The organism is Rhodopseudomonas julia (genome assembly GCF_030813515.1).
GTDB lineage: Bacteria > Pseudomonadota > Alphaproteobacteria > Rhizobiales > Afifellaceae > Afifella > Afifella julia.
On record NZ_JAUSUK010000002.1, the window covers coordinates 1,393,662 to 1,408,352 of the forward strand.

Annotated in this window: 13 protein-coding genes; 9 read left to right on the plus strand and 4 right to left on the minus strand. The window is 62.8% G+C overall.

Translation table 11 applies throughout. The annotated features are described in order from the left end of the window. The 7 genes from trpE to lexA all read left to right on the plus strand — a co-directional run bounded on the left by trpE (position 1) and on the right by lexA (position 6,583). Positions 1–1,509 carry an anthranilate synthase component I gene (trpE, locus tag J2R99_RS15815; RefSeq protein ID WP_307155351.1) on the plus strand — a complete coding sequence of 503 codons (1,509 nt, stop codon included), beginning with the start codon at positions 1–3 and terminating at the stop codon, positions 1,507–1,509. 111 nt (positions 1,510–1,620) lie between these two features. Further along, positions 1,621–2,241 carry an anthranilate synthase component II gene (locus tag J2R99_RS15820; RefSeq protein WP_307155741.1) on the plus strand — a complete coding sequence of 207 codons (621 nt, stop codon included), beginning with the start codon at positions 1,621–1,623 and terminating at the stop codon, positions 2,239–2,241. After that, entirely contained in the window at positions 2,238–3,278 is a 1,041-nt protein-coding gene (gene trpD / locus J2R99_RS15825; RefSeq protein ID WP_307155352.1) for an anthranilate phosphoribosyltransferase, read from the plus strand. The genes J2R99_RS15820 and trpD overlap by 4 nt, the downstream gene beginning before the upstream one ends. Beyond that, the gene (gene trpC / locus J2R99_RS15830) at positions 3,275–4,087 is read left to right on the plus strand and encodes an indole-3-glycerol phosphate synthase TrpC (protein WP_307155353.1); all 813 of its coding nucleotides are present in this window, start codon (positions 3,275–3,277) and stop codon (positions 4,085–4,087) included. The genes trpD and trpC overlap by 4 nt, the downstream gene beginning before the upstream one ends. After that, positions 4,084–4,566 carry a cyclic pyranopterin monophosphate synthase MoaC gene (gene moaC, locus J2R99_RS15835; RefSeq protein ID WP_307155354.1) on the plus strand — a complete coding sequence of 161 codons (483 nt, stop codon included), beginning with the start codon at positions 4,084–4,086 and terminating at the stop codon, positions 4,564–4,566. Before trpC ends, moaC begins: the two co-directional genes overlap by 4 nt. Beyond that, entirely contained in the window at positions 4,563–5,768 is a 1,206-nt protein-coding gene (locus tag J2R99_RS15840) for a molybdopterin molybdotransferase MoeA (protein ID WP_307155355.1), read from the plus strand. The genes moaC and J2R99_RS15840 overlap by 4 nt, the downstream gene beginning before the upstream one ends. Positions 5,769–5,869: 101 nt before the next feature. Beyond that, on the plus strand, positions 5,870–6,583 hold the full coding sequence (gene lexA, locus J2R99_RS15845) for a transcriptional repressor LexA (RefSeq protein ID WP_307155356.1): 714 nt from the start codon (positions 5,870–5,872) through the stop codon (positions 6,581–6,583). 28 nt (positions 6,584–6,611) lie between these two features. Here the strand turns inward: lexA and J2R99_RS15850 are convergent, their stop codons facing one another. Beyond that, entirely contained in the window at positions 6,612–8,816 is a 2,205-nt protein-coding gene (locus J2R99_RS15850; protein ID WP_307155357.1) for a ComEC/Rec2 family competence protein, read from the minus strand. A 97-nt stretch (positions 8,817–8,913) separates the two neighbouring features. Here J2R99_RS15850 and gltX point away from each other — a divergent pair, with 97 nt between their 5' ends. After that, the gene (gene gltX, locus J2R99_RS15855) at positions 8,914–10,338 is read left to right on the plus strand and encodes a glutamate--tRNA ligase (protein WP_307155358.1); all 1,425 of its coding nucleotides are present in this window, start codon (positions 8,914–8,916) and stop codon (positions 10,336–10,338) included. 202 nt (positions 10,339–10,540) lie between these two features. Further along, positions 10,541–11,836, plus strand: a complete 1,296-nt coding sequence (gene gltA / locus J2R99_RS15860) for a citrate synthase (protein ID WP_092812551.1) — start codon at positions 10,541–10,543, stop codon at positions 11,834–11,836. 12 nt (positions 11,837–11,848) lie between these two features. On the opposite strand, the gene lpxB is transcribed toward gltA, so the two are convergent. The 3 genes from lpxB to lpxA are packed head-to-tail and all read right to left on the minus strand — an operon-like array spanning position 11,849 to position 14,689. Beyond that, positions 11,849–13,042: a lipid-A-disaccharide synthase gene (lpxB, locus tag J2R99_RS15865; protein WP_307155359.1), complete on the minus strand. Its 1,194-nt coding sequence runs from the start codon at positions 13,040–13,042 to the stop codon at positions 11,849–11,851. Continuing rightward, entirely contained in the window at positions 13,039–13,887 is an 849-nt protein-coding gene (locus J2R99_RS15870; RefSeq protein WP_307155360.1) for an LpxI family protein, read from the minus strand. Before J2R99_RS15870 ends, lpxB begins: the two co-directional genes overlap by 4 nt. A gap of 1 nt (position 13,888) precedes the next feature. Further along, the gene (gene lpxA / locus J2R99_RS15875) at positions 13,889–14,689 is read right to left on the minus strand and encodes an acyl-ACP--UDP-N-acetylglucosamine O-acyltransferase (RefSeq protein WP_307155361.1); all 801 of its coding nucleotides are present in this window, start codon (positions 14,687–14,689) and stop codon (positions 13,889–13,891) included. Between the last annotated feature and the right edge of the window lie 2 nt (positions 14,690–14,691).

Sequence of the window (14,691 nt, forward strand, 5' to 3'; positions counted from 1 at the left end):
ATGCAAGTCGAGCCAGCCTTCGGCGCCTTCGAGCAGCTTTACGGCGAGGGCAAAGCGCAACTGCTTTACACTCGTTTGGTCGCCGATCTTGAGACACCCGTCTCCGCATTTCTGAAGCTCGCCGCCGGGCGCGCCAATTCCTTCCTCCTGGAATCGGTTGAAGGCGGTGCCGTACGGGGGCGCTATTCGATGATCGGCCTTCAGCCCGACCTCATCTTCCGGGCGGAGGGAAGCCAGGCCGCGATCGCACGCGCGCCCGATCTTGAGGACTTTGTGCCACTCGACGAGCCGCCCCTTCAGGCGCTGCGTACGCTCCTTGCCGAAAGCCGGGTCGATGTGCCGGAAGGTCTGCCTTCGATGGGCGCCGGTGTCTTCGGCTATCTCGGCTATGACATGGTCCGTCAGATGGAGCGTTTGCCGAACGTTCCACCGGACAGTCTGAACCTGCCAGATGCCGTTTTGATGCGTCCCCAGGCCGTCGTCGTCTTCGATGCGGTCAAGGACGAGCTCACCGTCGTCACGCCCGTCAGGCCGACCCAAGGCGTCGCGGCGCGCGCGGCGTATGAGACGGCCGTCAACCTGCTTACGGAGATCGTCGACGCGCTCGATCGACCGCTGGAGCGCGGCGTCGAAACTGCCGACGTGCCGCTCGCGTCAGAGACAACCTCAAACACCACGCCAGAAGCGTACAAGGAGAAGGTTCGCCGCGCGAAGGAATACATCGCCGCCGGAGACATTTTTCAGGTGGTGCTGTCGCAGCGTTTCGAAACGGCCTTCCCGCTTCCAGCCTTCTCGCTCTACCGCGCGCTGCGGCGGGTCAATCCGGCACCATTTCTGTATTTTCTTGATTTCGGCGGCTTCTCCATCGTCGGCTCAAGCCCTGAAATCCTGGTGCGGGCGCGCGCCGGCAAGGTCACCATCCGGCCGATCGCCGGTACCCGTCCGCGCGGCGCCACTTCGGCGGAGGATAAGCGCCTCGGCGAAGAGCTTCTGGCAGACCCGAAAGAACTTGCGGAGCATCTCATGCTCCTCGATCTCGGCCGCAACGATGTCGGGCGGGTCGCCGAGATCGGTTCGGTGCACGTGACCGACAAGTTCTTCCTCGAGCATTACAGCCAGGTGATGCACATCGTCTCCAACGTGGAAGGTGACCTGCGCAAAGATTGCGACGCAATCGATGCGCTCGCGGGCGGGTTTCCGGCTGGCACCGTTTCAGGAGCACCAAAGATTCGGGCGATGCAGATCATCGACGAATTGGAAGAATCGAAGCGCGGCCCTTACGCCGGCTGCGTTGGCTATTTCACCGCCGACGGCGACATGGATACCTGCATCGTCTTGAGAACCGCGGTCGTCAAAGACGACACCATCTATGTTCAGGCCGGGGCCGGGATCGTCGCCGATTCCGACCCGGATTCAGAACAGGCGGAATGCGTGAACAAGGCGAAAGCGCTGTTTCGGGCCGCCGAAGAAGCGCGCCGCTTCGCCAATCAGGCCGGGCGCGGGCAATAGCTCATCTCTGTGCGAGTGAGCAGCCGCTTGCATCCGTGCGGCGCGGCGTTTCTTGACCGCCGCGCCCTGCCCGCCTAATCCGTGCAGATGACAGACAAACGCGAGCCGCCCATGCTCATCGTCATCGACAACTACGATTCTTTCACCTGGAATCTCGTGCATTACCTTGGCGAACTCGGCGCCGAGACGAAGGTTCTGCGCAATGACGAATGGTCGACGGAAGATGTGCTCGCCGCAAAGCCCGAAGGCATCATTCTGTCTCCTGGCCCGTGCACACCGAATGAAGCCGGCATTTCGCTCGACTTGATCAAGAAGGCGAACGGCCAGATGCCGATCTTCGGCGTGTGCCTTGGCCATCAAGCCATCGGTCAGGCCTATGGCGGCGACGTCGTGCGCGCGCCGTCCCTCATGCATGGCAAGCTCTCCCTCATCGAACATGAGGGCGCGGGCGTGTTCCACGGCATCAACGGACCTTTCCAGGCAACCCGCTATCACTCTCTCACCATCTTGCCGGAAAGTATGCCGGAAAGCCTTGAGGTGACAGCTCACACGGCCGATGGCGTGATCATGGGCGTGCAGCACCGGTCTCATCCGGTCTACGGGGTGCAGTTTCATCCCGAGAGCATCGCCTCCGAACACGGTCATCGCATCCTGGACAATTTCCTGAAACTCGCCGCAAGCTTCCGTCAGACGACGGGCGCGGCAGATGCCAGCCCCAAGGTGCTCTCATGAGCGATCTCAAGCCGCTGATTGCCAAGCTTGCCAACCGCGAAAGCCTGACCGAAGCCGAAGCGCAGCAAGCCTTCGACGTGATGATGTCGGGCGAAGCGACGCCGACGCAGATCGGTGCCGTTTTGATGGGCCTCAGAGTCCGCGGCGAGACGATCGAGGAGATCGCCGGCGCGGTCACCTCCATGCGCTCTCGCATGACGCCGGTCGAGGCTCCCGAAGGCGCCATCGATATCGTCGGCACGGGCGGCGACGCCTCCGGCACGTACAACATCTCGACGGGTGCAGCACTTGTCGTGGCCGGCGTCGGCGTTCCGGTCGCCAAACACGGCAACCGTGCCCTCTCCTCGCGCTCCGGTGCCGCCGACTGCCTCATGGCACTCGGCGTCAATGTCGATCTCAAACCCGATGGCATTGCCCGCTGTATCCGTGAGGCCGGGATCGGCTTCATGTTCGCGCCGAACCATCATGCCGCCATGCGCCATGTCGGTCCCTCACGCGTCGAAATCGGCACGCGGACGATCTTCAATATCCTCGGCCCTCTCGCCAACCCGGCCAAAGTGAAGCGCTACATGCTCGGCGTCTACTCCAAGGAGTGGGTCGAACCCATTGCCAATGCTTTGAAAAACCTGGGTGCAGAAACGGCCTGGGTGGTGCACGGAACCTATGGCGATGCGGGCGGTATCGACGAGGTTTCGACCACCGGGCGCACCTATGTGGCGGAGCTCAAGGAGGGGCATGTCCGCACATTCGAGATCTATCCGCAGGAGTTCGATGTCAAAGAAGCCCTGCCGGAGGATCTGAAAGGTGGAACGGCGGAGGAAAATGCCGCCGCCCTGAGCGCTCTCCTCGATGGCGAGATCGGCCCTTACCGCGATGTCGTCGTCGCCAACGCGGCAGCCGCTTTGATTGTCGCCGGCAAGTCCGAGCTCGTCGAGGAAGCCGCCGACATGGCCGAAGAATCGATCGATTCCGGCAAAGCGAAGAAAGCGCTCGAAGCGCTCATTCGTGTTTCCAATGAAGCGGCGTCAGCCTCGTGAACGACATCCTCAAGAAAATCGAAGCCTACAAGCGGCAAGAGATCGAGACCGCGGAGGCTGCCGTCCCGCTTCAGGAGCTCCGGGCTCGTCTTGCCGATCAGGAAGCGCCGCGAGGCTTTCTAGCGGCTCTGCAACGCAAGGCGGAGGCGCGCCAGCCCGGTCTCATCGCCGAGATCAAAAAAGCGAGCCCGTCGAAGGGATTGATCAGGCCGGATTTCAATCCGCCTGAACTCGCGCAAGCCTATCAGGCAGGCGGCGCGGCCTGCCTTTCTGTTCTGACCGATGCTCCGTCTTTTCAGGGCGCGCCCGAATTCCTGACCTCGGCACGAGCGGCCGTGTCGCTGCCGGCGCTGCGTAAGGACTTCATGTTCACGCCTTACCAGGTGGCCGAGGCGCGCGCCTGGGGCGCCGATTGCATCTTGATCATCATGGCTGCCGTCTCCGACGACGAAGCGAGAGCGCTCGAAGACAGCGCCTTCGAATACGGCATGGATGTCCTTCTCGAAGTCCATAACGAGGCGGAGCTTGAGCGTGCACTCGCCCTCGCTTCGCCGATGATCGGCATCAACAACCGCGACCTGCGCAGCTTTCACACCGATCTCACGACATCGGAGAGGCTTGCGAAATTGATTCCGGAAGACCGCCTAATTGTTGGAGAAAGCGGTATTTTTTCGCCGATGGATATCGCCCGGTTGAAGGCCTCCCGCATCCATGCCTTCCTCGTCGGCGAAAGCCTGATGCGCTCAGACGATGTCGTCGAGGCGACCCGTCAGCTTCTTGCCTCACCGGCCCCACAGGACGCCGAATGAAGGATCACCTCACCCATCTTTCCGAAGATGGGCGCGCGGAAATGGTCGATGTCGGGGACAAGGCCGTCACCATGCGGGTGGCCGTCGCGAGCGGATGCGTGCACATGGCGGCACAGACGCTGCGCCTGATCGTCGACGGGGACATGAAGAAGGGCGACGTCATCGCGACGGCGCGCATCGCCGGCGTGATGGCAGCGAAGCGCACCTCAGACCTCATCCCGCTTTGTCATCCTTTGGCGTTATCGAAGATCGCTGTCGATATTCTCCCGGATAAGGAGCTGCCGGGGCTGCGGGTGCGCGCGATGGCAAGGGTCGAAGCCAAGACGGGCGTCGAAATGGAAGCACTCACAGCGGTTTCGGTCGCCTGTCTCACCATCTACGACATGGCGAAGGCCGTCGATCGCGGCATGACGATTTCGGATATCCGCCTTGAGGAAAAGAGCGGTGGCGCTTCCGGCGATTGGCGTTCGGACAGATGAGTTTGATTTCCGTCGAGGATGCCGTTGCCCGCATGCTCGCAGGCGTCACGCGACGGGGTGAAGACACCGTTCCCCTGGCGAAGGCGCGCGGTCGCGTGCTTGCATGCGATCTCTCCGCAAAGCGCAACCAACCGCCGTTCCGTGCCTCCGCAATGGATGGATATGCCGTCCGCGCGGAAGATACCGCCGCCGGCGCAGTGCTGCGCCAGATCGGCGAAGCACGCGCAGGATCGCATTTTTCCGGCACGATCGGCACGGGCGAAACGGTCCGGATTTTCACCGGTGCACCGGTGCCCGCCGGAGCGAACGCCATCCTCATTCAAGAAAATGCCAGAGCCGACGGCGAGTGCATCGAAGTTCTGGAGCCAGTGGCGGCGGGCCGACACATTCGCGCCGCGGCATTCGACTTCCGAGAGGGCGAAACGCTGCTTCCTGCCGGGCGTCGGATCGGGACCCGCGAGACGGCGCTTGCCGCCGCCATGAACCATGCCGTCATTGCGGTCGCGCAGAGACCGATTGTGGCCATTCTTTCCACCGGCGACGAACTCGTCGAGCCCGGAGAAGAACCGGGGCCCGATCAGATCGTTTCGTCGAACGGCATGGCGATCGCCGCGATGGTCGCGGCCTGTGGCGGTGTCGCGCGGGACCTCGGTGTCGTCATCGACGACAAACAGGCGATTGTGGATGCCGCAGCGGGGGCGAAAGACGCGGATATCCTGGTGGTGATCGGCGGTGCTTCGGTCGGAGATCACGACCTCGTCCAGCCGGCGCTCTCCGAGAAAGGTCTGAAGGTCGATTTCTGGCGGGTCGCCATGCGACCGGGCAAACCGGTCATGTTCGGTACGCTCGGGCGCACCCGGGTACTCGGCCTACCTGGAAATCCCGTCTCTGCCCTCATCTGCGCGCTCGTTTTTTTGAAGCCGCTTATCGCGGCAATGCAGGGCGCCGAAGGTACCGAGCAAACGAGGCTGTTGCCGCTTGCAGCAGCGTTGCCCGAGGTCGGTGACCGCCAACAATATTTGCGCGCGCGCTTCATCGATTGCCTGGGGCGAACGGCCGTCACCGTCGCCGACGACCAGGATTCGTCGCTTCTTGCGACGCTTGCCCGTTGCGACGCCCTCATCATCCGTCCTCCCTTTGCTCCGGAGGCCAAGGCGGGCGATGTGGTTTCCGTCATAGATCTCGCGCAAGCCCTCTCGTAACCCGCGCGGCGCTCCCCGAGGCTTGTGGAACACGCCATGAACAGGTAGTGTGCGTTCGTGATTTGTACACGAGACGCGACTCGCATCGCGAGGGGACGGCAATGCTGACAAAGAAGCAGCTCGAGCTTCTGCTCTTCATCAATGAAAGACTGAAGGAATCGGGCGTGCCGCCCTCGTTCGACGAGATGAAGGACGCGCTCGATCTGAAGTCGAAATCGGGAATCCATCGCCTCATCACAGCCTTGGAAGAGCGTGGCTTCATCAAGCGGCTGCCCAATCGCGCGCGCGCCCTGGAAGTTCTTCGCCTCCCCGATGCGGTCAATCCCAGCTTCGGGCGACCGCAGCAGCGCGGCTTCACCCCGAGCGTGATCGAAGGGCGACTCGGCAAGGCGCCGCAACCGGCTGAGGAAGAAGCGTTCGAAGAGAGCGAGCGCGGCGCAAGCGTCCCGGTCATGGGGCGGATTGCGGCAGGCGTTCCGATCTCCGCCATTCAGAACCAAAGTCATTCCATCGTCGTGCCGCCGGATCTCCTTTCGAAGGGCGAGCATTTTGCACTCGAGGTGCGCGGCGATTCCATGATCGAGGCGGGTATTCTCGACGGGGACACCGTAGTCATCCGCCGCCAGGACAGTGCCGATAGCGGAGATGTCGTCGTTGCGCTGATTGACGACGAAGAAGCGACGTTGAAGCGATTGCGTCGCAAAGGCGCGTCGATTGCGCTCGAAGCCGCCAATCCCGCCTACGAGACCCGCATCTTCGGCCCAGACAGAGTCCGGATCCAGGGCCGCCTCGTGGGGCTTTTGCGCCGCTACTGAGCGCTCGTCGACCTTCCTGGTCTCGACGTCATCTGAGCGCCGGCGGCCCATGCCAGGGTCGCCGGATCGATGGGCGTGACATACGAAGTTCGAGGTGCGGAGTGGCCCTGTCCGGTCCCCTGTGAGCAATAAATAGAGCGTGGGCTCCGTGGGCGGCGAGCGCAGAGCGATCGATGACAAACCGCGCCGCGCAATCTGCGGGCGCGCGCAGTTGTGTCACGATAATCTCGGCGCGATGGCAATCTTCCGAAAAGGCCACAGGATCTGTGACGCGCGACAGGGTCAACCCTTCCGGCATCTCCAGAACGCAGGCTTCGTCATCGCAACGAAAGCCTGGAGCTCCGGCGGGGTCATCTTCCGGCTCTCCCTCGCGCCAGACATCGTGAAGGAAGGAGCCTTGCCGCGCACCGACGACGTGGAGGTGGCCAGAAACGTCGCGGGCTGCAACCGCCCTGCCCGCCTCGTCCACCAGAACGTCGGGCTCGGCGCCGAGCAGCCAGGCAAGGAATGTCCCCACCAGAAGCGGCGCTATACCGTAGAGGCGGAGCTGCGAGCGCCACAGGCTGAGCCACAGAATCCCCCCGCTCATCAGCATGAGCGCGATTGCAGGAAACGGTGGGACAAGAACCGTGGCGCCGGGCAGTGACGCCACAAAATGCGCCGAGGCGAGGACGAGATCGATGCCCCATGCCATGACGGTCAACGGCAACACTTCCAGACCGAACGGCATTGCGATCAGGCTGATGAGCCCCGCCGGCATGACGAGGAGCGAAACCAGCGGCATCGCGATGAGATTGCCCAGAAGCGAGTAGGACGCGAGCCGTCCGAAATGGAAAGCCGCAAACGGCGATGTCGCCAGGCCCGCAACGAGCGTGGTCAAGCCGACCGTACCGATCGCAACGATAGGCCTGCGGAGAAGCCGCGCGAGCCCTCGGGCGGGTTCTGCAAGATCATGGCGCGGACGGTCGCGCCAGGCCTCCCAGGCCGCCACCAAGGCTGCAACGGCCAGAAAGGACATCTGAAAGCCCGGTTCGAGCACACTCTCGGGTTGGAGCGCCACCACCACGAACGCCGCAATCGCGAGGTTGCGCAATGACAGAGCGGGACGATCCAAAAAGACGGCCGTCAGCATGACCGCGATCATCACGAAGGCTCGGATCGTCGCGACGTTGCCGCCTGAGATCGACAAATAGAAAGCGCCGACTGCAAGCGCGATAGCGGCCGCGATTTTACGGATCGGCAGAACGAGCGCAGCATGTTCGGAAAGCGCTAGCACCGCACGCATGAGCCAGAAGGCCGTGCCGGCGATCAGCATCATATGCAGGCCCGAAATTGCGAGAATATGCGCAAGCCCCGCGATCCGGAGCGCATCGACGTCCGCATCCGCGATCTGGCCACGATCACCGACGAGAAGCGCTGCGGCGATCGCAGCAGCGGGGCCCGCCACGGCGTCGGTAATCCGCTGTGCGATCGCTCGACGGATGGCGGCAATCGCCACGAACACATGGACGCCGCTCACTGGTTCGACGACCGTCAACGCACCAAAGACGAAACCGGAAGCGCCGATCCCATCGAAGAACGCCGCCCGCGCGGGATCGTACCCTCCGGGCATCGCCGGGCCCGGCAGCGGTGCCAGCCTTGCACTGCCCTCTACCCTCGCCCCAAGCGGCGGCAGATCGGTGCGCAACGTGAGCCGGATCTTGTGTGGCGTCTCCTCTGCAGGAAGCCGCTCGATGCTCACCTGGTCGAGGACCACCCGCGGCGTTCGTTCAGCACGTGTCTCCACCGCCACCACCCGGCCGGTAAGCTGGCCACTCAGCGGATGTTCGACCATCGGCGCTCGAAGGCTTTCGACGCGAAGTTTGCCCGCAGACATCCCGGCCAGAAAGCAGGCGACGAGAACCAACGGATAGGCGCCACCACCGCGCCGCCACGCAAGGAATGCGGCAAACACCGCAGTGCCGGTTGCGAGCAGAAGCGCCGAAAGCAAAGGCTCGCGTGGCAAGATGAAATAGGTGGCCGCGCCACAAGAGAAGCCTACGGCCAGAAACAGAAAGCCGCGCCGCTCCTCAAAATCGTGCGCGACTTGGTCTCTCAGATGTGCCGCATGAGACGCAAGGCCGTAGCCGAAGCGGGTAAGCCGGCCAGGCGGCAAAAAGCCTTCGATGCGGCGACCGTCTTGCGAGGGCCGCTCCCCATCCGCCGCGCTTGACTGTCCGCCGCTTGGTTCCATGCTTGCAAGCATCCGGCGCTGTGGCTAGACCGAGCCAATCTTACACGTGGGCCGGGCATCAACCAATCGCCCCGCCCCTTTGCCAGCCAAAACCACCATGTCATCTCATCCGATTACCCGCTTTGCTCCCTCGCCAACCGGCTTTTTGCACATTGGCGGCGCACGTACGGCGCTCTTCAACTGGCTCTATGCGCGGGGCCGCGGCGGCAAAATGCTGCTCAGGATCGAGGACACCGACCGCCAGCGCTCGACCGATGCTGCCATCGCAGCCATTCTGGACGGACTCTCCTGGCTCGGCCTCGATTGGGACGGAGAACCCATCTCCCAATTCGCCCGCATGGAGCGCCATGCCGAGGTGGCCTGGCAGCTCGTTGAAAGCGGCCACGCCTATCGCTGCTATGCCTCACAAGAAGAGCTGGCGGAGATGCGCGAGACCGCGCGCGCCGAGGGACGGCCTCCCCGCTATGACGGGCGTTGGCGAGACCGCGATCCGTCCGAAGCGCCGGAAGGCATCAAGCCGGTCATCCGCATCAAGGCTCCGCAGGACGGAGAGACGGTCGTCGAAGACCATGTGCAGGGCCGCGTTACCTTCCCGAACCGCGACCTCGATGATTTCATCATCCTGCGCTCGGACGGAACGCCCACCTACATGCTGGCCGTCGTGGTCGACGATCACGATATGGGCGTCACCCACGTTATTCGCGGCGACGATCACCTCACCAATGCCGCCAGACAGGGCATCATCTACGAAGCGCTTGGCTGGCAGGTGCCACAATGGGCGCATATCCCGCTCATCCATGGCCCGGACGGCGCCAAGCTCTCCAAACGTCATGGCGCGCTCGGCGTGGAGGCTTATCGCGCGATGGGTTACCTTCCGGAGGCGCTCCGGAACTATCTCGCACGCCTCGGCTGGGGCCATGGGGACGAGGAGATTTTCTCCTCAGAGCAGGCGACGGAATGGTTCGATCTTGACGCGATCGGCAAGGGCGCGGCGCGCTTCGACTTCGTCAAGCTGCAAAACCTAAACGGGCATTATATCCGACAGGCGGACGATGCACGGCTCGTTGCCGACATGCTCAAGATCCTTCCTGAGATGGAGACACCACCGGCGTTTCCGGCGGAATTGAGTGCGGCGCAGCGTACGCAGCTCATGCAGCTCATGCCGGGCCTGAAAGAGCGCGCGAAGACGCTGGTCGAACTGGTGCACAATGCGACCTTCCTGTTCGCGGCGCGGCCATTGACACTCGACAGCAACGCAGAAGGGTTGCTCGACGAGGACGCTCGCCGTCGCCTCGGTCTTCTGCGGGATGCCCTCGGCAATTGCGCGTGGGAAACCGAGCCGTTGGAAGGCGCGGTGCGTACTTTGGCAGAATCGGAAGGCATCAAACTTGGCAAGCTGGCACAGCCCCTGCGTGCTGCGCTGACAGGCTCGACATCGTCGCCAGGGATCTTCGACGTGATGCTCGCCCTTGGACGTGAAGAGACGCTCGCCCGTATCGCCGACCAGGCAAGCGTTGCGTAATGCTCATGGCGGACGCGGCGTCCTCAGGCGCCGCCCCTGCCCTTCACGTAAGCTCAGCGCCCGCTCTCATCTTGCGGTGCAGCGCAAAAGCCGATAGCACTCGGGACAGCTAAACATCCACGACGCGGACTCTTCCGGGGGGAGGCGCAGCTCAAGTTGCGCATGCTGGAGTCTCGCGTCGATCCACAAAGGGGTGAAGTGTATGAGCGACTCCAAGGCGACCTTGAGCATCGGTAATGAGAACTGGGACTTCCCGGTTCGCGAGGGAGTAATCGGGCCATCGGTCGTCGACATCTCATCGTTGTATCGAGAAACCGGGCGGTTCACCTACGATCCTGGTTTTACCTCAACGGCCGCTTGCGAATCTGAAATCACTTATATCGACGGTGACGAGGGCACCCTTCTTTACCGCGGCTACCCGATCGAACAGCTTGCCGAACACGGCGATTTTCTGGAGACCTGCTACCTCCTGCTGTACGGCGAATTGCCGACGAAGGAGCAGAAAGCGGACTTCGACTACCGGGTCACGCACCACACGATGGTGCACGAGCAGATGTCGCGCTCCTTCCAGGGCTTCCGGCGCGACGCGCATCCGATGGCCATCATGGTGGCGATGGTCGGCGCAATGTCAGCCTTCTACCACGACTCCACCGATATCGCCGATCCTTACCAGCGCATGGTCGCCTCGCTTCGGATGATCGCCAAGGTGCCTACCATCGCGGCGATGGCGTATAAGTACCACATCGGACAGCCCTTCGTTTATCCGAAGAACGACCTCGATTACGCTACGAACTTCCTTCGGATGTGCTTCGCCGTTCCCTGTCAGGAATACGAGGTCGATCCGATCCTGTCGCGCGCCATGGACCGGATCTTCATCCTCCATGCCGATCATGAGCAGAATGCATCGACGTCGACGGTGCGGCTTGCCGGTTCCTCCGGCGCCAATCCCTTTGCCTGCATCGCTGCGGGCATTGCCTGCCTCTGGGGCCCTGCTCATGGTGGCGCCAATGAAGCCGCCCTCAACATGCTGCAGGAGATCGGCACGCCGGAGCGGATTCCGGAGTTCGTGGCCCGCGCGAAGGACAAGAACGATCCGTTCAGGCTTATGGGCTTCGGTCACCGGGTCTACAAGAACTACGACCCGCGCGCGCGCATCATGCAGCGCACCTGCCACGAGGTTCTCGAAGAGATCGGCGTCAAAGACGATCCTCTTCTGAATGTGGCCATGGAGCTCGAGCGCGTCGCACTGACTGACGAGTATTTCCTGGAGAAGAAGCTCTATCCGAACATCGACTTCTATTCGGGCATCACCCTGAAGGCACTGGGCTTCCCGACGACGATGTTCACGGTTCTCTTCGCCGTTGCTCGTACCGTTGGGTGGATCGCCCAGTGGAAGGAAATGATCGAAGATCCGAGCCAGCGCATCGGCCGTCCGCGCCAGCTCTACACGGGCTCGCCGAAGCGCGATTACGTCAATCTGTCCGACAGGACAGCCTGAAGCCTCCTCGGCTCACCTCGGAATGCTGGAAGGGCGGCCACTGGCCGCCTTTCCTTTTTGTGCATAGTCGAGAACGATGTCGGCAGCTCGCTCGCTCGGCGTCTGGCCATCCGGCGTTTCCATCAGCGCATCAAGGCGCGCAAAACCGGAAAGCTGCGCCTCGCGAGCCGGCCCCTCCTCCAGGAGCGCCAGGATTTCGCCGGCGAGCACCTCTGGAGAGCCGGCGTCATCCAGGAATTCAGGCACCGTATTGTCGCCCAGTACGAGATTGGCGAGCACGATCGAGTGCACTTTCAAAAGCCATTTCAGGCTGCGCGCCAACCACTCCACACGGTAAGCGACAATCATGGGAACCTTGGCGAGCGCGAGCTCAAGCGTCACAGTTCCAGAAGCCGCGAGCGCCGCGCTCGCCTGTCTGAAGGCGGCGAGCTTTGCCTCTTCGCCGACCACAAGTTCCACTTGCACAGGCCAATCAGCCACGCGCCTTTCGAGCTCCGGCCGCAAATGGGTGACGGCCGGCAACACGAAACGCACATTCGGCTTAGATCGCGCGATCAGGCCGGCTGTTGCACCGAACGGCTCCATCAACCGCTTCACTTCGCTGAGACGGCTGCCCGGCAGGATAAGGACGTGCGGCTCCTCATCGACACCAGCCCGTTCTCCGGGCGCCGGACGGAGCTTCTCGCGGTTCTCGATCAGCGGATGGCCGACATAAGTGCAGGGTGGCCCGCCCAAAAGTCTATGTGCCTCCGGCTCGAACGGCAGGAGGGCCATCACGTGGTCGATGTACCGCGCCATCTTCCGCGCCCGCCCCTTCCGCCAGGCCCAGACGGAGGGTGACACGTAATTGACGATCGGAAGATCGGGGAGCTGCCGCGCGACGCGCTTGGCGACGCTTTGCGTAAAGCCAGGGCTATCGATGATGACCAGAACGTCCGGCCTCTCAGCGACGATGTGGGCGGTCGTTTCTCGGATTCGTCTAATGATGCGCGGAAGACGTGCAACGACCGCGCCAAAGCCCATGACAGCGACGTCACCGAGGGGAAACGGGCTCTCGACGCCGGCATCCGTCATGCGCTCGCCTGCGACCCCGAAAAACACCGTGTCGGGACGCCGGGAGCGAATTTCCTTCATAAGAGCGGCGCCGAGATGATCGCCCGAAGCTTCACCGACGACGAGGGCGATGCGAAGCGGACGCGCGGTCATGGGCGTCGGCGAATGCCGTAGAAGAAAAGCCTGGCCGCACGAAAGGCCGCGAACGTCTCATCGCGGCCAACGAGCATGGTACGGCCCGCCTCGCATGCGATTCCGTCAAGGCCCGCCTCACGAGCCATTTCCACTGTCTCCGGGCCTATGGTCGGGATATCGAGCCTCGGGTCCTGGCTCGGCTTCATGCATTTTACGAGAATCCCACCATGCCTCGGGATGCGCTTAGTCAGGCGCATCTCCCGCACGCGCGACAAGAGGCCGTTGGTGCCTTCCGCACCTTCAAGCGCCACAACCCGCCTTCCGCAAGCGACGGCAGCCTGCCCGATATCGAGATCGCCAATCATGCGTGCGGCCTCTGCCGCCTTGGCGAGCTCGTCGGCATCGAGCGACACGCGCCCCTCGACGAGGAGACCGGGGGGACAGGCGAGCTCTGGCGCGACCGAAAGCGGGTCGAGAAGCCGAACGCCGTATTCCTCGAAAATGCCGGCCGCAGATTTGAGAGCGCTGTCATCACCGCTGCGCATTGCGCTTATGATGCGCGGCATCAGCCGCAATGCGCCAAAGTCCGGGCGGATGTCCTTGATCTCCGGGCGCTTCACAGCGCCGACAAGCACCACCTCTTTGCAGCCGTGCTCCTTTAGCAGCCGCTCCAGCCGACCGATCTCGCCCCACCGGATACGGAAGACCGGAAAGCCGTTCGTCTTCGGCTCATCAGCATCACCGGCAAGAGCGAAGATAAATGGCTGACGGCCAGCGCGCGCAGCCGCCTGAGCTACGAGAGCGGGAAGCCCCCCGCCGCCGGCGAGGATGCCAAGCGGAACGCCCTTGGAAATCTCACCCACTTCAGACCTCGCGGCCTCCGCGCGGCGTGCAAATGGCGCGGCTTCCGCCCTCTTCGATGAAGGAGACGATTTTTTGCACATTCGCATCGCCGGCGAATTCCTGCGCCACATCGCGCAGACGTTCGTGGAGCGTGCCTTCCTGCGCAAACAGAAGCCGGTAAGCCCGCCGCAACGCATGAATGGCCTCGCGCTCGTAACCGCGCCGCTTCAGACCGACGATATTCAGCCCTCCTAGATTGGCCCGATTGCCGATGGCTGAGCCAAAAGGAATCACGTCGTTTTCGACAGCCGACATGCCTCCGACGAAGCCATGCTCGCCAACACGCACGAACTGGTGCAGAGCCGCGCCACCGCCGATGATGGCGAAATCGGCAATCGAGACATGCCCGCCAAGGAGGACATTGTTCACGAGGATCACATCGTTTCCGACGACGCAATCATGCGCGACATGGGCTCCGACGAGAAGCAGGCACCGATCACCGATGCGCGTGACCAGTCCCCCGCCCTTGGTGCCGGGATTGATCGTGACGTGCTCGCGGATGACGCAATGCGCGCCGATCTCAAGCCGGCTTTCTTCTCCCTGAAACTTCTTGTCCTGCGGCGGCATACCGACCGACGCAAAAGGAAAAATAGTGGTGCATTCACCGACCGTGGTCGCACCGTCGACCACCACATGCGAGTGCAGCACAACACCAGCGCGAAGTTCGACCTCCGCACCGACCACACAAAACGGACCGATTTCGACATCGTCGGCGAGTTTAGCCCCGTCGGCGACAATCGCAGTTGGATGGATGGAAGCCACGC